This is a genomic window from Ensifer sp. Root278, from assembly GCF_001429285.1.
Lineage (GTDB): Bacteria > Pseudomonadota > Alphaproteobacteria > Rhizobiales > Rhizobiaceae > Ensifer.
In genome coordinates this window covers 398,654-416,734 of the sequence record NZ_LMJJ01000043.1, presented here as the reverse complement: position 1 = coordinate 416,734, position 18,081 = coordinate 398,654, and the positions used below count along the sequence as shown (strand labels likewise).

12 protein-coding genes and 1 pseudogene are annotated in these 18,081 nt (G+C 63.4%); 3 read left to right on the top strand and 10 right to left on the bottom strand.

Going from position 1 to position 18,081, the window contains the following annotated elements; all coding sequences use genetic code 11:
* The 8 genes and pseudogenes from ASE60_RS35925 to ASE60_RS31055 all read right to left on the bottom strand — a co-directional run.
* Positions 1–730: pseudogene (locus tag ASE60_RS35925) on the bottom strand (amidohydrolase family protein); the annotation flags it as partial.
* Position 731: 1 nt separating this feature from the next.
* A partial coding sequence (locus tag ASE60_RS35920) for an amidohydrolase family protein (protein ID WP_244495741.1) occupies positions 732–1,255 on the bottom strand: 524 nt, incomplete at its 3' end.
* A complete protein-coding gene (locus tag ASE60_RS31080; RefSeq protein WP_057255558.1) occupies positions 1,255–1,548 on the bottom strand; it encodes a XapX domain-containing protein in 294 nt (97 codons plus the stop codon). The genes ASE60_RS35920 and ASE60_RS31080, both read right to left, overlap by 1 nt.
* Before the next feature lie 84 nt (positions 1,549–1,632).
* Positions 1,633–2,283, bottom strand: a complete 651-nt coding sequence (locus ASE60_RS31075) for a hydrolase (RefSeq protein ID WP_057255441.1) — start codon at positions 2,281–2,283, stop codon at positions 1,633–1,635.
* A 174-nt stretch (positions 2,284–2,457) separates the two neighbouring features.
* Positions 2,458–3,366, bottom strand: a complete 909-nt coding sequence (locus ASE60_RS31070) for an AraC family transcriptional regulator (RefSeq protein ID WP_057255440.1) — start codon at positions 3,364–3,366, stop codon at positions 2,458–2,460.
* A 239-nt stretch (positions 3,367–3,605) separates the two neighbouring features.
* A complete protein-coding gene (locus ASE60_RS31065) occupies positions 3,606–4,505 on the bottom strand; it encodes an AraC family transcriptional regulator (RefSeq protein WP_057255439.1) in 900 nt (299 codons plus the stop codon).
* Between the two features lie 135 nt (positions 4,506–4,640).
* On the bottom strand, positions 4,641–5,531 hold the full coding sequence (locus ASE60_RS31060) for an AraC family transcriptional regulator (protein WP_057255438.1): 891 nt from the start codon (positions 5,529–5,531) through the stop codon (positions 4,641–4,643).
* Between the two features lie 411 nt (positions 5,532–5,942).
* Complete coding sequence (locus ASE60_RS31055; protein WP_057255437.1) at positions 5,943–8,129, bottom strand: hypothetical protein; 2,187 nt, start codon at positions 8,127–8,129, stop codon at positions 5,943–5,945.
* Between the two features lie 441 nt (positions 8,130–8,570).
* Here ASE60_RS31055 and katG point away from each other — a divergent pair, with 441 nt between their 5' ends.
* The 3 genes from katG to ASE60_RS31040 all read left to right on the top strand — a co-directional run bounded on the left by katG (position 8,571) and on the right by ASE60_RS31040 (position 15,524).
* On the top strand, positions 8,571–10,778 hold the full coding sequence (gene katG / locus ASE60_RS31050; RefSeq protein ID WP_057255436.1) for a catalase/peroxidase HPI: 2,208 nt from the start codon (positions 8,571–8,573) through the stop codon (positions 10,776–10,778).
* A gap of 420 nt (positions 10,779–11,198) precedes the next feature.
* Positions 11,199–12,311 carry an efflux RND transporter periplasmic adaptor subunit gene (locus tag ASE60_RS31045; RefSeq protein ID WP_057255435.1) on the top strand — a complete coding sequence of 371 codons (1,113 nt, stop codon included), beginning with the start codon at positions 11,199–11,201 and terminating at the stop codon, positions 12,309–12,311.
* Between the two features lie 3 nt (positions 12,312–12,314).
* Positions 12,315–15,524, top strand: a complete 3,210-nt coding sequence (locus tag ASE60_RS31040) for a multidrug efflux RND transporter permease subunit (RefSeq protein ID WP_057255434.1) — start codon at positions 12,315–12,317, stop codon at positions 15,522–15,524.
* A 152-nt stretch (positions 15,525–15,676) separates the two neighbouring features.
* Here ASE60_RS31040 and ASE60_RS31035 read toward each other — a convergent pair whose 3' ends face one another.
* Together ASE60_RS31035 and ASE60_RS31030 are read right to left on the bottom strand one after the other, a co-directional pair.
* Positions 15,677–17,194: an FAD-dependent monooxygenase gene (locus tag ASE60_RS31035; protein ID WP_057255433.1), complete on the bottom strand. Its 1,518-nt coding sequence runs from the start codon at positions 17,192–17,194 to the stop codon at positions 15,677–15,679.
* Positions 17,195–17,338: 144 nt separating this feature from the next.
* Positions 17,339–18,067, bottom strand: coding sequence for a FadR/GntR family transcriptional regulator (locus ASE60_RS31030; RefSeq protein ID WP_057255432.1), 729 nt, complete (start codon positions 18,065–18,067; stop codon positions 17,339–17,341).
* Positions 18,068–18,081 lie beyond the last annotated feature (14 nt).

The window sequence follows — 18,081 nt, the reverse complement described above, 5'->3', positions numbered from 1 at the left end:
CGTCGAGCGCGCGGCTGATGGTTTCGTCATAGGTCGCATGCAGCCGCCAGGGCCAGCGGTTCTCGGCCAGCACCCGGACGACCTCTTCGAGTTCGCCCTCCATCTCCGGCGCCATCTCCGGGCGCGGCTGGCGGAAGTCCTCGAAGTCGGCGGCCGAAAACACCAGCATCTCGCCGGCGCCATTGTGGCGGAAGTAGTCGTTGCCCTGCTTGTATTTGACCGAYGAGGTCCAGTTSAGRAAGTCYTSYTTCTCTTCCTTCGGYTTCTGGGTGAAGAGATTGTAGGCCAGGCGRACGGTCAGCTGATCGTCGTCCGACAGYTTCTGGATGACGGCGTAGTCGTCCGGATAGTTCTGGAAGCCGCCGCCGGCGTCGATGACGCTGGTGACGCCGAGCCGGTTGAGCTCGCGCATGAAGTGGCGGGTGGAGTTGACCTGGTAGTCGAAGGGCAGCTTCGGTCCCTTGGCCAAGGTCGAATAGAGGATGCCGGCATTGGGCTTGGCCAGGAGCAGCCCGGTCGGGTTGCCGGCGGCATCACGGGTGATCTCGCCGCCCGGCGGGTTRGGCGTGTCCTTGCCATAGCCGACCGCCCTGAGGGCGGCGCCGTTCAAGAGCGCCCGGTCATAGAGATGCAGCAGGAACACCGGCGTATCCGGGGCGACCGCATTGATCTCGTCGATCGTCGGCAGCCGCTTTTCGGCGAACTGGTGTTCGGTAAAGCCGCCGACGACNAGCAGGAACACCGGCGTATCCGGGGCGACCGCATTGATCTCGTCGATCGTCGGCAGCCGCTTTTCGGCGAACTGGTGTTCGGTAAAGCCGCCGACGACSCGCACCCATTGCGGCGCCGGSGTGATCGCCACCTGYCGCTTCAGCATCGCCATCGCATCGGCGAGCGAACGCACGCCGTCCCAGCGCAGTTCCATGTTGAAGTTGAGGCCGCCGCGCACGACGTGGGTRTGGTTGTCGTTGAGGCCCGGCAGCACGCGCTTGCCCTTGAGGTCGATCACCCGGGTGCCCGGGCCGGCCAGCGCCATGATCGTCCGGTCGTCGCCGACGGCCAGGAACTTTCCGTCCTTGATGGCAACGGCGCTTGCCGTCGGGTTGCTGCGGTCGAGCGTGGTGACAAGGCCGTTGTGCAGGATCAGGTCGGGCGTCATCGAGGTGTCTCCAGTCTGCTGGGCGTGTGTCGCGGTTGCCCTGCCCAAGGCTAGGGCGGCGGCGGTTGCACCGAGGAACGAGCGTCGCGTCGGCATCATCCGGCCCTTTCATCGTTGATGGCCGCATCCTTCGCCTTGCCGGCGGTGGCCGGTGCGCCGCCGGGCAGGTGGCCGAACATGTGCGGCATGCACTGCAGATTGAACCAGCTGAGATTGACCGGCTCACCCGACAGGGCGCGCTTGACCAGCGGCACCGATTGCTCGCCGATCAGGATGCCGAGCAAGCCGATGAGCGCAATGACCGGCGGCGCCGGCGAGCGGACGTTCAAGAGCGAATAGATGATGCCGACAAGCAGTCCGGCTCCGAGCGAGAGAAGATACAACTTCATCGCCAACTCCATCACGAATGACAGTGCCGCCCTGGCCGCCTCAAGCACGGCCAGAGCGATAATCCAGGGCATCTCGGTCCCGTGTCAGTGCCCTTCGGAGGCGCCGAACATCGACTTGGCGTAGATGATGCCGAGGCCATAGGCGCCACCGAACTTCTTGGCGATGCCGGTGGTCATCTCGTAGGTCTCGGTACGGGCCCAGTCGCGCTGCAGCTCGAGCATGTACTGCAGCGCCGTCATCGGCCGCACACCGGCCTGCACCATGCGGTCCATCGCCCGCTCATGCGCCTCGTCGGAGACGTCGCCGCAGGCGTCGGCAATGACATAGACTTCGAAACCCTGGTCGAGCGCCGACAGCGTCGGGCCGACGATGCAGACCGAGGTCCAGAGCCCGCACATCACCAGGCGCTTCTTGCCGAGGCGGTTGACCTCTTCGATCACGGCGGCGTCTTCCCAGGTGTTCATCGAGGTGCGGTCCAAAAGCGTCTGGCCCGGGAAGGCGTCGGTGATCTCGGAGAACATCGGACCGGAGAAGGTCTTCTCGGCAACGGTGGTGAGAATGGTCGAAACGCCGAAGCCGGCGGCCGCATGGGCGACCAGTGCGGCGTTGTTGCGCAGCAGCACCGCATCGATCGACTTGGTCGCAAACGACATCTGCGACTGGAAATCGATCATGATCAGGGTGTGGTCCTTGGGCGAGACGAGGAGTTTGCCGGGGGTCGCTGTCGCGGGCATGGTCGTGGCCTCTTTCTATTGAAACTGGCTCCGATTGGAGAGGCCCAACTATGCCGCCGACGGCGGTCCCGTTCTTGTCGCCAAAGATGGATTTTTGAAAATTTCGCTCGTCATACCGGAGACTGTTAGTCTGATCCGGGCCGCTTCGCCGCACAACTATATTTGCGGTAAGCCCTACGACTGCCGGCTGCGTCGCCATTGGCGCGGCGTGGCCCCCACCGCCTGCGCGAAGGCACGGGTAAAATGGCTCTGATCCGAAAAACCGCAGGCGGTGGCGATCTCGCTCAGCGATGTGGGAGAGAACTGCAGCAGGTCCTTGGCCTTTTCGATCCTTTGCTGCAGCAGCCAGCGGAAGGGCGTGCTGCCCATGGTCTCCCGAAAGGCGCGGAGAAAAGCTGCCTGCGACAGGTTGCAGGTCGAGGCCAGCTCTTCGACGGTAAGCTCGCCGTCGAGACGGGCTTGCACGAGTTCGCGAATACTTGCCTGGCAGCGCTGCGAGAGCCTGCGTCCTCCAGCCAAACTTTCGCCGCGGCCGTTGCCGTACTGTCGCACCATATGCACGCCGATTGCGACGGAAAGCTGATCGACGAACAGCGCGCTGCGATCGGTGTAACCGTCCACCGACGCAAACAAGGCACCGAGCATGCCGCCGAGAACAGGATCGGGCGAGCCGGAAATGGACCTCAGCTCGCTGACTCCCGTGGCATTTGCTGCATCCGCAATCCTCTGGAGCGCACCGTAGCCGATTTCAAGCAAAGTGAAGTCGAAGGAACCTTCCAGATCCGCTTTGTAGTCGTCGGCGAAGTTCCTGACGTAAATGGAATTCTGGCCGAACTCCTGGATCGCCGAGTGATGCTCCCCGAAAACCCGGCGGCTATGGCCGCCTGCGAGCGACAGGCCGATCAGATATCCCCGCCCATTGCCAGGAGTCGCGACCCTGCCCGGCGGACCCGCTGCCGATCGCTTGCGATAAAAGACCATGTCGCGGCCTTCGATCGTCCTGTCGTCATCGAGCTGGTCCAGCGAACATCCGAGGCTGTCGCGCGGGCGCAGTCCGACCGAGGCAGCGGAGGCATTCGTCATCGTCTTCGCTCCTGTTTGTCGAGACCACCCGCCAAAAACTCCCGCAGCGCTAATGAAAACGAAACGCGCGGAACCAACCGACGCCCGGATTGCTGTGCGCCTGGGACGCGTGCCACGCAGTTCATTCTCATCATCATCTGCAGGAGCGGCCTATGATGGCCCCGGCCGCCGCGTCATTCTTGCACGCTTTTCACGTGTTTTGAACAATCTGCATGAGGGCGCGCCCTCTTTCCACGCTATTACTGATCTACCGCCACCCCGACGGAGCGGTTCTTTTTCCTGAAGCGCGCCGGCGTTTCCGCCGTCTGGCTGGTGAACACCCGGGTCATGTGGCTCTGGTCGGCAAAACCGCAGTGGATCGCGACTTCGGCAAGGGGGGTGTCCTGAAGCAGACACTCCTTGACCCGCGCAATCCGGTATTCGGTCAGCCACCTGGACGGCGTGCGCCCGAAGCTCTCCTTGAAAGCCTTGTTGAAATAGCTGCGCGAGAGCTCGCACTGGGCGGCGAGATCGCCGATCGAAAACGCCTTGTTGAAGTGTGCGACCAGAAAATCCGTCGCCAGCCTCTCCTGCCATGGCGCGAGCGTACCCTTCTTGTCGACGGGGAAATGCAAACCGCCATAGGTCTGGCTGAGATGAGCCAGTGCTGCAAGGTTGATCTGTTCGACGAAAAGCAGATTGGCCCGGTCCGGCTCTTCGAGCGAGGGCAGCAGCGCCTGGGCGAGGCCGAACATCACCGGATCCACGCATCCCTGCACGGAAGACAACGACACATACTCGCCGCGTCCCGCCCTTTCGGTGAAGGCCCGCATGCAGGCGAATGGGATGTGGAAGCGGACATTGTCGAAGGGCGACAGATGGTGGCACTGCCATTGGTCCCGAAGATCGGTGATCGCGAGCGATGCCTTGGAGTGCCCTCCCTCATAGACGAGTTCGCCGCGCCGCCACAGGCGATGTGCCTCGAAGTCACGCATCTGGACGATGACGTTGAAGGCGTCGGCGACCGGGATCAGCGGCCCGAGGTCCAGATCGAAGCGATCCGAAAAGGTTCTCGTCACGGTGATATCGCCCGCGCTGATCCTTTTGACAGTGGGGCGCAGTGTGCGCTCACTTGCGCCCAGTCCCGCTTGTAAGGCCATCGGTCAGGGTCTCCCAGTATCGAGCTCAGCCGCCTGCTTCGGCGGCGGGGCAGATGCTACAACGGTTGGCGGCTGCATTACAGAGGCAAATCTCAGGGGACATCGCAGAGCTTCACAGGTCAACGGACGCTCCCCTCACTGCCGCCAGCGCGCGCGCCACACGGCCGGCGCCACTCCCGTCACCTCGCGAAAGGCTTCGATGAACCGCGCTTCGTCGGCATAACCGCAACTGGCGGCGGTTTTGGCCACCGACCACCCCTCCTCGATCAGATAGCGTTTGGCTCGGCCGATCCTGTACCGCATCAGCCACGCCTCCGGCGTTTGCCCGGTCACGGATGCAAAGGCCGCGGCAAAAGCGTCCTCAGACAGGTTTGCGGCCGACGCCGCAGCCGCAAACGAAAAGTCCTCGGCCCAATGGTCGATCATGAAGTCCTTGGCCGCCTTCTCCTGCCACACGGACAGATCGCGGCTGGCGGATGCATTGGCTCGATCCGGATAGGCGTGCAGGAGATGTGCGCAGATGGCGACAGCGATGTGCTGCAGTACGGGGCCCGGTTCCTTCTCGCTCTTGGCGAGAAGCGGCAGCAGCGCCAAGGCAAGATTGTGTATGACGTCGTCGATCTCGCCGCGGCGGCACCTGAGACCGGTGGCGGCCGCAGCGTGCGAGAACTCGGAGACTTCGCGGAACAAGGCCCGCGGCAGGTGGAAGGCGAGTGAATCGAGATCGCTGACAAGCCGGATACTGGCGCCCTGAACGAGATCGACGAGGCAGACCGACCCCTGCCGGTAGCGGCGAATTTCACTCTCGCCTCCGCCCGGCACCACGTCGCGGTGCATGACGTCCTTGAAATAGAACATCAGGAAATAGGCGTCGTCGGCGGGAAGGGACACGACGCGGCTCATTGCTCCATTCAGCCGGCATTGAAGGCGCGTGACCGAAAACCGGGCGTCGCGAACGGGCCGAACCTTGAGAAACGGCGCCTTCGGCTCGCCAAAACACGCTCCAATGCCATTCGGTTGTTTCATAGCCTGCCGTCCACCTTCGCCTCCTGGCGATGGAGTTCATTCTTCGCGTGGAAACCTGCCTGGATGCATGATCGCTCCGATGACGAACGCACAGGGGATCAACTCGCTATTGCCGTTCATGTCAGGGGAAAATGCAGGGTGCTGCCACCAATTTCTTGTATCCTTTGCTCACATTTAGCCGCAAACGACTCTGTTTTGACGGAAGCCCGTTGTGCGTGAACCGATCGCGCAATGCTCGCGGGACTCCTGGTCGATTGTCTTTTGGGGGCAAAGGGCCGATGTCCGAGCCCCTCTACAATCGTGGCGGGCATGAAATCGGACAGGAGGCATTGAAGGTGCTGCGGGAATTCCTTCAGGAGCCCACAGGCAGAAGTGATGCGGGCCGCATCGGCTGACGCGGCCCGCGATCGATTACTGTGAGGCAGCTTCGAGATCGACCTTGTCGAGCAGAAGCGCCGGATTTTCGGCGGCGCCCATCAGCTCGAGTGCGCCAATCCCGGCTTCATCCTTGGCCTTGACCTTCAGGGTGAAGGCGCCGGGCTTGCTGATGAACTGGGTAAACGCACTTGCCACGTCCTGCAGCTTCGGCTGTGTGGCAGCAAAATGCTGCACGCCAGCGCTCGTCATCAGCACGAGGAGACCGCGAACGCTGTCCTCGGTCATGTGGTTATCCTCGGCATAGAGTTTGATGCCCTTGGCCACGATGCCCTTGTCTTCGAGCTTGAGCGTGGCTTCCCGGGCCGTGAGGCCGAAGAGCGCCACCTGCGCAGCGGTCATGTCGCCGGAGAAGAAGTCCTTGCTCGCGCCGCCCATCAAGCCGGAGAAGGAGAAGCTGCCCATGTCCTTGCCACTCAAGGAGATATCCTTGATGACGAGGTTCTCGTTCGGCTCATCCCAGGTCAGCTCGACGTTGGAAGAGAACACCAGCTTGTCGAAGCCCAGCTTGCGCAGCGTCGCGAAGCCTTCCTCCTGCGTGTCGGCAGGAATCGGCACGCTGAGGTCGCGATAGCTGACGCGCACATCCGTCGGGATGCCGTTGTGCAGCTTGGTCAGGGCCAGCTCGTAGTTGTCGAGCGTGAAACGGACGCGCTCCGGAACGGAAGGCACGGCCGCCTGCTCGGCCGGCGCTTCGGCCATCGGATCGTCCTGGGCATCGCCGGGGACCTCTGCCTCGGATGAGGCGTCGCCATCGGTTGCCTCATCCGGCGCCGGCTCGGCGCTGACCGCCGGATCGGCTTCGCTTTCGGTGACGCTCTGGTCGTCTTCAACAGTTTCGTCTTCGGTCACGCTTGTCGGCGGGCTGCCGGGCATGTCCACGTCCAGCCCGGCGATGCGGATCGTTCCGAATTCCGGCATCAGGGTGGTGAAGGGGAAGGTTTCAAACTCTTCCTCTTTCAGGCCCGCCAGCTTCGTGAGCGCGTCCATGGTCGGAGCCCAGGAGAAGCCCTTGATGCTTGCTTCGGCGAGCTTGACGTAGTCTGCGCCTTCTCCGGCGGAAAGACCGTGCAGGGCACCGTCGAAGCTGCGGCCATTGAGCTGCATCGCCATTTTGTCGACGGCGAGCTTGATCGTCTTGCCTTCCTCTTCGCTGCTTTTGTCCGGCACTTCCATCTTGAGACCGAGCAATTCGATGTCGCCGCTGCCGATCATGTCGACAACTGAAAGGATGCGCTTGAAGAACGCCTGCCGCTCAGCCGGCGGCAACGTTTCGGGGTCCGTCACCCCTTGCAACTTCTTCAAGGTCTCCAGCAGCGGCTCGGCCGGCATGCGCGCGCTGAAGCCCTTGCTGCGCACTTCGTCATAACCGAACTGCGCCTCGCCGTCGGAGAAGGAAAGGTTCTTTGCCGACATCGGACCGTAAAGCGGCTTCGGCTCCTTGTCGTCCGGGCCGGCCTTTTCCGTGTAGATCCGCACCATATAGGCCGCGTCGAAGTTCTCGCCTGCGACAGCCCCGATCGAGCCGTTCATCTGCTCGCGCTTCGTTGCGCCTTCTCCGTCTGGAACATCCATGGCGAAGGCGAAGCTTGCACCGCTCGCCGAATAACGGGCGACGCGGCCGCCGGCGATGTCCTCGAGCGCGAGGTCCTTGTAGACCGTCTTCTGCTCGGTGCCGGCCACATCCTGGCTGATCGTCGCCTCCGGCGCCGAGATCCGTTTTGCGGCAAAGCGCTCGATGCGTTTCAGCGTCGTCAGCTCACCCTGATCGCCTGCCTTGGAAAGCGCGCCAGCGAAGAAGTCCGGTTCTTCGAGGATCGCATGCGGCACGGAGAACTTGCCTGCGGCGATATCGAGCTCGAGGCCCTTCACATCAAGCTTGCCGCTCAGGAAGAAGATCTTTGGCCGGCCATCGATCGCGGCGACCTGCACACGGGCGCCATTGGCGAAGGGCAGCGTCACGTCACGCAAATGAATGCGCCCGAGGAAATCCGCCTCGACGGAGCCCGCCTTGCCGCCACGCTCGGCGATGAACTTGTCGACCGTCCTTTCGAGCATGAATTTGCCGCCGACCACGCCGGCGGCTGCGATCGCGACCACCGCGACGGCCGCCCAAAGTGCTTTGCGACGGCCCTTGCCGGCCCCAGTTTCTGTCTCAGCCACGATGTCTGTCCTTTCACCACGCGAAAAATGGAAAAGCTCTTTGAGTCTTTGCGGATGTGACTAACCATTGGTGCTTTCTTACGCAAGTTTGGCGGGAGTACAGTGCACCAATATTCTTGTGTGGGCTGCAATCGGCAAAGCGTTCGCGCGTCATCAAAGATGCATACAGGACTGCAAGCATGCGCTTGTTGCCCTGCCGTCCATTAGCCATAGGATCGTCTTATCGTCACCATCAGGAAATCCAACTTAAATTAATGGAACCACTTTGATAGAGTTGCCGGTGCAATGAGGGAGACGCAGCCAGTGGCGAGACCGCTTCGCGGAACGACAACCACCGACGGCACAAAGAATGCCGCAAGCCGGGCCCGGCGCATCGCTGGCCCGCACAGCCTGCCTTTCCTCTGATCCGCACAATTCACGTTATCGCAAAGGGAGATAGAAATGGACGCGAAAGCCGACAAAACGGGCAAATGTCCCGTCATGCACGGAGCTCAGACGAGCGCTCAATCCGCCGGCACCTCGAACCGTGACTGGTGGCCGAACCAGCTCAACCTGAAGATCCTGCACCAGAATTCCTCCCTTTCCGACCCGATGGGCGAAGCCTTCAACTATGCCGAGGAATTCAAAAAGCTTGATCTGCCAGCGGTGAAGAATGACCTCTTCGCGCTGATGACCGATTCGCAGGATTGGTGGCCGGCCGACTTCGGCCACTACGGCCCGCTCTTCATCCGCATGGCCTGGCACAGCGCCGGCACCTACCGCACCGGCGACGGCCGCGGCGGCGCAGGCGCCGGGCAACAGCGCTTTGCGCCACTCAACAGCTGGCCGGACAACGCCAACCTCGACAAGGCGCGCCGCCTCCTCTGGCCCATCAAGCAGAAGTACGGCAGCAGCATCTCCTGGGCCGACCTGATGATCCTCGCGGGCAACTGTGCGCTCGAGTCGATGGGCTTCAGGACCTTCGGCTTCGCCGGCGGCCGTCCGGACGTGTGGGAACCGGAAGAGGACATCTACTGGGGTACGGAAAAGACCTGGCTTGACGACAAGCGCTATTCCGGCGACCGCGACCTCGAAAATCCGCTCGCAGCGGTGCAGATGGGCCTGATCTATGTCAATCCGGAAGGCCCGAACGGCAACCCGGACCCGGTCGCTGCGGCCCGTGACATCCGCGAGACCTTCGCGCGCATGGCGATGAACGACGAGGAAACTGTCGCGCTCATCGCCGGCGGCCACACCTTCGGCAAGACCCATGGCGCCGGTGATGCCGCCAATGTCGGTCGCGAGCCGGAAGGCGCCGGCATCGAGGAACAGGGCCTCGGCTGGGCAAGCACCTACGGCAGCGGCCGTGGTGGCGACGCCATCACCAGCGGTCTCGAAGTCACCTGGACGACGACGCCGACCAAGTGGAGCAACAACTTCTTCTGGAACCTCTTCGGCTACGAATGGGAACTGACGAAGAGCCCGGCCGGTGCGCACCAGTGGACGCCGAAGCATGGCATGGGCGCCGGCACCGTCCCGGATGCGCATGACAAGTCCAAGCGTCACGCCCCGTCGATGCTGACGACCGACCTCGCGCTACGCGTCGACCCCGCCTACGAAAAGATCGCACGGCACTTCTACGAGAACCCGGACGCCTTCGCAGACGCCTTCGCTCGCGCCTGGTACAAGCTGACCCACCGCGACATGGGCCCACGCGCCCGCTATCTCGGCCCGGAAGTCCCGGCCGAAGACCTGATCTGGCAGGATCCGATCCCCGCGGTCGATCATCCGCTCGTCGACGCAAAGGATATCGCCGACCTCAAGGCCAAGATCCTTGCTTCCGGCCTTTCGGTCTCCGAACTGGTCTCCACCGCCTGGGCGTCCGCCTCGACCTTCCGCGGTTCGGACAAGCGCGGCGGTGCCAACGGTGCCCGCATCCGTCTTGCCCCGCAGAAGGACTGGCAGGTCAACCAGCCGGCACAGCTGGCCAAGGTGCTCGAAACCCTCGAAGGCATCCAGCGCGCCTTCAACGACGCGCAGTCCGGCGGCAAGAAGGTATCGCTCGCCGACCTGATCGTGCTTGGCGGTGCGGCCGCAATCGAGAAGGCAGCGAAAGCGGCGGGCCACGACGTTGAGGTTGCCTTCGCACCAGGTCGCGCAGATGCCAGCCAGGAGCAGACCGATGTCGACTCCTTCGAAGTGCTCGAGCCGATCGCCGATGGTTTCCGCAACTACCAGAGGACCCAATATGCGGTTTCGCCGGAAGAGCTGCTGATCGACAGGGCACAGTTGCTGACGCTGACCGCGCCGGAAATGACCGTTCTCGTCGGCGGGCTTCGTGTCCTCGGCGCGAACCACGATGCGACCAGGCACGGCGTCTTCACCGATCGCCCGGAAACGCTCAGCAACGACTTCTTCGTCAACCTGCTCGATATGGCCACCGCGTGGACGGCGACGTCGGATGCCAAGGACGTCTTCGAAGGTCGCGACCGCAAGACCGGCGAGGTCAAGTGGACGGCCACCCGCGTCGATCTCGTCTTCGGATCCAACTCGCAGCTTCGGGCAATCGCGGAAGTCTATGGACAGACGGATGCCAAGAAGAAGTTCGTGCGCGACTTCGTGGCCGCCTGGAACAAGGTGATGAACGGCGATCGCTTCGATCTCACCTGACATTCCGGCCTGATGCCACCATCGACCGCAGGTCCCGGCATAAAGCCGGGACCTGTTTTTAGAGCATCCACGCGAAATGCGTCACCTAAGGTTGCAATCCCGGCCCCGCGGCCGCCACGGCGCAACACACGTTAAACGGTCGCCATCGGGTGACGGGTTCAATCGAACCATCCTGAACCTCGCGCCAGCAAGCACTTCCGCCTCGGACGGGACAAGGGGTGCAAACCATTGCTTTTGTGACAAGTTCTCCTTCGTCCGGTCCAGCTCCGGCAAACCCATCCCATTTATGTGGTCGACATCTTATCAACCATTAGTTGCGTGACTTGAGGCAGAGAACGTGTTCTGCTTTCAACGCAACGAGGGCGCCTGCCCAGGCGCGCTGAAGTCATCTCAAGCTGTTTCGTTCAGGGGGAACGTTGCATGCGTCATACGAGAATGCTCGCCGCTTCATTTTCATCATCTCTTCTCATCGCAATCGGCCTTACGGCGCAGACCGCGTTCGCCCAGCAGGCTCCGGCCGTGGTCGTGGCGCCGGCAGCAATCATGGACCTGCGCGAAAGCGTCGACCTGACCGGCAAGGTCACCGCCATCCAGAAGGTCGATATTCGCGCCCGCGTGCCGGGCTTCCTCGAAGCCGTCAACTTCACCGAGGGACAGAAGGTCACCGCTGGCACGGTGCTCTACCAGGTCGAAGACGGCGCCTATCGCGCTGCCGTCCAGGAAATCCAGGGACAGATCGAAGCGGCCGAAGCCTCCAAGGATCTCGCTGTCCTTGAGCGCGATCGCGCCGACCAGCTCCTCACCACCAAGACCGTCTCCCAGGCCAAGGTGGACGAGGCCAATGCCGCGGTCCGCAAGGCAGACGGCGATCTCGTGCGGCTCAAGGGCAGCAAGGACAATGCCGATCTCAACCTTTCCTACACGAAGATCGTGGCCCCCTTCGACGGCATCGTCGGCCTGACCGCCGCCGATGTCGGCGCGCTCGTCGGCCCGGACAGCGGGTCGCTGGTCACGCTGACCCGGCTTGATCCCATCTATGTTCAGTTTCCGGTAGCGACCGCGCTCTACCTCACCTATCGCGAGCGCGTGCTGAAGGGCGAGATCAGCGGCGGCGCCAATGTCGGGCTTGGGCTTCCGAACGGCACGGAATACAAGCAGAAGGGCACGATCAACTTCATCGCCAGCAACGTCTCGCAAGGCACCGACACGGTGACCGTGCGCGCCGAATTCCCCAATCCGGACAGCATATTGCTCGACGGCGCCCTGGTGCGCGTCGTGCTCGAGCAGTCGGACAAGCAGGATGTTCTGGCCGTGCCGCAGCAGGCGATCCAGCGCGACCAGCAGGGTGCCTTCGTTCTGGTGGTCGACGCCAGCTCCAAGGTGGAGCTTCGCCGCGTCGATGTGGCGCGCAACACCCGCGGCCAGGCGGTGATCAGTAAGGGCCTGAAAGAGGGCGAGAACGTCATCACCGAGGGGGCGGGCAAGGTCCGGCCGGGCATCACCGTCGATGCCGCCACGGCAGCAGGTGGCTAAGCGATGATTTCAGAGATCTTCATCGATCGCCCGCGCTTCGCCACGGTCATATCCATCGTGCTGACGCTGGCAGGCCTGCTGGCGCTCACCCGTCTGCCGATCGCGCAGTTCCCCGACATCGTGCCGCCGCAGGTCAGCGTCACGGCAAGCTATCCAGGCGCCGGCGCCGACGTGGTGGAAACCACCGTTGCCCAGCCGATCGAGAGCAAGGTCGTCGGCGTCGACGACATGCTCTACATGAAATCGACGAGCGGCGCCGACGGCTCCTATACATTGACCGTCACCTTCGCCGTCGGGACCGACCCTGACATCGCCACCGTCAACGTGCAGAACCGCGTGTCGCTGGCCGAGGCCGGTCTACCGTCCGAGGTCAAGCAGAGCGGCGTCAGCGTGCGCAAGAAGTCGTCGGCGCTGATGCAGGTGATCACCATCTTTGCTGCGGACGAGAAGCAGAACTTCGATTCCCTGTTCCTGTCCAACTACGCCACGATCAACGTGCTCGACACGGTCAAGCGCGTGCCCGGCGTCGGCGATGCTCAGCTCTTCGGCGCCCAGGACTATTCGATGCGCGTCGTCCTCGACATCGACCGCATGACGAGCCTGGACCTGACGCCAACCGACGTGATCAACGCGTTGAAGGCGCAGAACGTTCAGGCAGCGATTGGCCGCATCGGCGCCCAGCCGATGACCGACGATCCGCTGTTCCAGCTCAATCTTCAAACGCAAGGGCGCCTCACCGATCCCAAGCAGTTCGAAGACGTGGTGCTGCGTGCAAGGCCCGACGGCTCCTATGTGCGCATTCGTGACGTCGCGCGCGTCGAGCTCGGCGCCGCCAGTTCCGATTCCAACGCCCGGATCAATGGCAAGCCTGTTGCCATGATCGGCACCTATCAGGCGCCGGGCGCCAACGCGCTTGCCGCCGCCAAAGGCGTGCAGGAGGCGATGGAGCGATTGTCGAAATCCTTCCCGCCGGGCCTCACCTATTCGGTCTCCTATGACACGGCGCAGTTCGTCGAAGCGAGCGTCGACAACGTCGAAGAAACGTTGTTCGAGGCCTTCGTCCTCGTCATTATCATCGTCTTCCTGTTCCTCGGGAACTGGCGGGCAACGCTGATCCCGCTCGTCGCCGTTCCGGTCGCGCTGATCGGCACTTTCGCGGTGCTGCTCGCCATGGGCTTTTCGCTCAACACCGTGTCGTTGCTGGCATTGGTTCTGGCGATCGGTATCGTCGTCGACGACGCCATCGTGGTCGTCGAAAACGTCGAGCGGGTGATGGAGGAAAATCCCGGCCTCTCAGCAGCGGAAGCCGCGCGTCGTGCGATGGGTGAAATCACCGGCGCCATCGTCGCGATCACGCTCGTGCTTCTGTCGGTCTTCGTGCCGGTCGCCTTTATCCCGGGCTTGAGCGGCCAGCTGTTCCAGCAGTTCGCCGTCGCGGTCTCGGTGTCGATGGTGATCTCGGCGATCAACGCGCTGACACTGAGCCCGGCGCTCTGCGCCGTGCTCCTGAAGCCGCACCACGGACCGAAGCGCGGCATTCTCGGCTACATTTCGCGCACCATCGACAAGGGGCGCGACGGTTATGCCTATGTGGCCGGCCACATCGCCCGCCGCGCGATCATCGGGCTTGCGTTGCTGGCAGTCGCCTTCGTCGCGACCGGCTTCCTCTTCCGTGTCGTTCCGACCGGCTTCCTGCCGGCGGAAGACCAGGGCGCCTTCTTCACAGAAATCCGCCTGCCGGAAGGCGCGTCGTACAACCGTACCGACGCTGTCGTGAAGCAGGTGGAGACGATGCTTAGCGGCATCGAGGGGGTCGCCAATGTGATCACCGTCACCGGCTACTCCTTCCTCGATGGCCTGTCGAAGTCCAACTCGGCCTTCGCGATCGTCACGATGAAGCCCTTCGCGGAGCGCCTGAGTGATGCGGCCGGCGTCGAAGCGGCGATCCGCACGACCATGGCCAAGGGTCAGGCGATCCGCGGCGCACAGATCTTCGCCTTCAACCTGCCACCGATCATGGGCCTCGGCACCGGATCGGGCTTCGAATATCAGTTGCTTGACCTGCAGGGCCGTTCTGTCGCCGATCTTTCGGCCACCGCCGGCGGACTGATCATCGCCGCCAACCAGAACCCGGCGCTTGGCCCCACCTTTACCACCTATTCGGCGAGCTCGCCGCAGCTCTATCTCGATATCGACCGCGACCGTCTGCAAGCGCTCGGCGTCTCGGTGAGCGATCTGTTCACCACGCTGCAGGGCACGCTCGGCAGCTACTATGTCAACGACTTCAACCTCTTCGGCCGCACCTGGAAGGTGACGATGCAGGCTTCTCAGCCGGACCGAAACGCCGTCGACGACATTCAGCGTCTGCACGTGCGCAACGCAAACGGCGACATGGTGCCGGTCGCTTCGGTCGCCAAGGTCGACTATATCGTCGGCCCGCAGTCGATCGTACGCTACAACAACTATCGCTCGATCACGCTGAACGGCCAGCCGTCCGCGGGACATTCGTCCGGTGAGGCGCTTGCCGCGATGGAGGCGCTCTCGGCTTCGACATTGCCGCCCGGATACAGCTACGAATGGACCGGAACGGCGCTGCAGGAACTGGAAGCGGCCGGCAAGACCACCGCCATCCTGGCGATGGCCGTGCTCTTCGCCTACCTCTTCCTCGTGGCGCTTTATGAAAGCTGGACGATCCCGGTACCGGTGCTGCTGTCGGTCGCCTTCGGCGTATCAGGTGCGCTGCTGTCGGTGCTCGTCGCCGGGCTTTCCTTCGACATCTATGCCCAGATCGGCCTCGTCGTTTTGATCGCGCTTGCGTCGAAGAACGCGATCCTGATCGTCGAGTTCGCCAAGGCGCACCGCGAAGCCGGCGCTTCGATCGTCGATGCGGCGATCGAAGGGGCGCGCGCCCGCTTCCGCGCCGTGATGATGACGAGCTTCGCCTTCATCGTCGGCCTGGTGCCGCTGGTGGTCGCCAAGGGCGCCGGCGAACTTAGCCGTCGCGCGGTCGGCACCGGCGTTGCCGGCGGCATGCTTGCCGCAGCACTCGTCGGCATCTTCGTCATCCCGGCGCTCTACGTCGCCTTCCAGTGGCTGCGCGAGCGCGGCCACAAACTCGCCGGCATTTCCATGCACCCGGTCGGAGCGCACGGCGCGTCGGCAGAAAGCGACGCGGCGGAGAGCGGCGCCCAGACACCAACCAGCCATGGATAGGCTTGACGACCCGACGGCAACATCGACAACGGGGCCGGTCCGGCCCCTTTTCCATTCGACCCTTTCCGCCAATCGGCGTTGGATCCGCCTGCCCCGCAATCCCAACAGGAACTGCCTTCGGGGTTGCCAGGCCCCTGTTGCGACGGCGCGCGTCAGCAGAGGGTGATCCCCACGTCCGCCAGATAGGCGTCGAACACATCGGGCGCCTGCTCCAAAGCGGCAACCGCCACGTAGGTATCGGGGCGCAAGAGATAGGCGGCATCGATGGCCAGCCCTGCCGCCGTGTGTTCCTCCGTCCAGGGAAATACATGGAGCGGCACATGGCGCGTCGCGCACCATTGGTTCAATTCCCCGGACGCCGCTCCATAGACATGAACTTGCCAGGTGATGGCGGCAAGGGGCGGGTAGTTGTCGAGACCATTGACCAAGACCCAGGGAAGCCGATCTCCGCCGTCCACCCTGCCGGCCTTGCCGTGGCTTAACGGTCCGCCACGATAGTTCAGCTGGGTTTGCGAGAGGATCCGGAACAGAAATGCCCTGATGCCGCCGATGCGGTAGGCGACACCTGCCAGAACCGGCGCGATCTCGACCCGCAAAAAGTCCGCGAAGCGGCCCTCTGCCGTCACGAAGGTGAACAGGCGATCGGTGGTCTCCACGAGCTGGTGCGCGAAGCCGGCGCGTTCGCGCTCATAGCTGTCGAGAAGACCATCGGGCGCTCGTCCCCTCAGCACCGCCGCGAGCTTCCACGCAAGATTGATCGCATCGCCGATCCCGGTGTTCATGCCCTGGCCGCCGACTGGGCTGTGCACATGCGCCGCGTCCCCCAGCAGGAAGGCACGCCCCTCCCGAAAGCGGTCAGCCACACGATGATGGACGCGATAGGTCGAGAACCAGTTGACCTTGTCGATGGTGAGCTGCAGCCCCTCGATGGCGCGGTGCCCGACGTCCTTGAAGGTGAGCTTGCTCACGTCTTCGCGCTCGTCACGGACCAGGCCAATTAGGCGTCCCCGCCCCTCGGCATAGGCAAGGAGCGCTACGAAGTCGCTGCTTTCGAGCGAAATATGCGCCTCACCATTGGCCGTCGGGCCGCTCACCTCGACGTCGGCGACGTAGAAAGTCTGATGATAGGTGCCGCCCTCGAACCCGACCGCGAGCTTGTGCCGCACCGCTGAACGGGCTCCGTCGCAGCCGGCGAGGTATCGCGCGGCACAGACCTCCTCGCTGCCGTCAGGCAGCCGAAGGCACGCGCGGACCGCGCCGCCCGCGTCTTCGAAGTCGACCAGCTCGGTCTGCCGCTCGACGGTGACGCCCATGGTTTCCAATCGCTCGGTCAGCAAGCGCTCATGATGATCCTGCGGATAGACCAGGACAAAGGGGTAGGGCGTCAGCTCCGCACCGGTGGGGCCAAACGGGATATGCGCCCTGATCCTGCCTTTCGCCCAAAGGTTGACGGACGGGTTGCGGTGTCCGGCCGCGATCACCGCTGTCGCGAGATCGAGCTGGCGATAGAGTTCAAGCGTGCGCGCATGCACCACCATCGCCCGCGACGTCGGGCCAGGACCGATATTCTTGTCGACGATGCGGACCTTCACCCCCTGGGCGGTCAGCCAGAGAGCAAGCACCAGCCCCGTCGGTCCCGCATCGACGATCAGAACGTCCTGTTCCGTCACCCTGCTCTCCGCTCGCCTTCGCCGGCGGCAAAAGTTGCGCCAGCATCTTCGCCGACCCTACGCCCACGCGACGGACAAAGCCAAGCTGCGCAGAAAATGCTTTGTGACAACTCGTCTGCGGAGCGTCCGGCGCTCACCTCCGGATCAGCCGCGCGCCCTCAAATGTGCGATCAACTGTTGCTGCCCCACGCCTATCACATGCTCCATCGCGCTTCGTGCACCTTCCTCGTTGCGAAGCCGGATTTCCTCGACGATGCGGATATGCGCGACGGCGACACGATCGATCTCGGCGCCATCGGCGGCCGCGTTGCTCAACCGGAAAACGCCCATCAGCGCCGCCTCGATCAGGCTGCCGACGGTCTGCATGAACGGATTGAGCGAAGCCTCGAGCAGGCGGAGGTGGAATTCGAGATCGGCGCGCGCCAGCGTTTGCGCGCTGTGCCCGGCATCGCCCATGGCGACCGCCAGCCGCATCATATGGGAGATATCGGCGTCCGTGGCGCGGCGCGCAGCCAGCCCAGCCGCATAGGGTTCCAGAGCGAGACGGACCTCGGTGACATGGCGCAGGAACTCCTCATCGACACCGGCCCGGAAATGCCAGGTAAGCACGTCGCCGTCGAAGAGGTTCCAGCTCGCCCGCGGCATCACGCGTGTGCCGATGCGGGCCCGCGCGACGACGAGCCCCTTGGCGGCGAGCGTCTTCATTGCTTCCCGCAGAACCGTGCGGGAGACGTTGAATCGTGCCGCAAGCTCCACGTCTCCGGGCAGGATGGCGCCGACGGCGAATTCCCCTGCGACAACCGCCTGGCCGAGCTCTTCGACGACGAGCCGGTGGCTCGTCCTTTTGCGCGGCGGCTGGAAGAATGACCACATCGCACGGTCCTTGC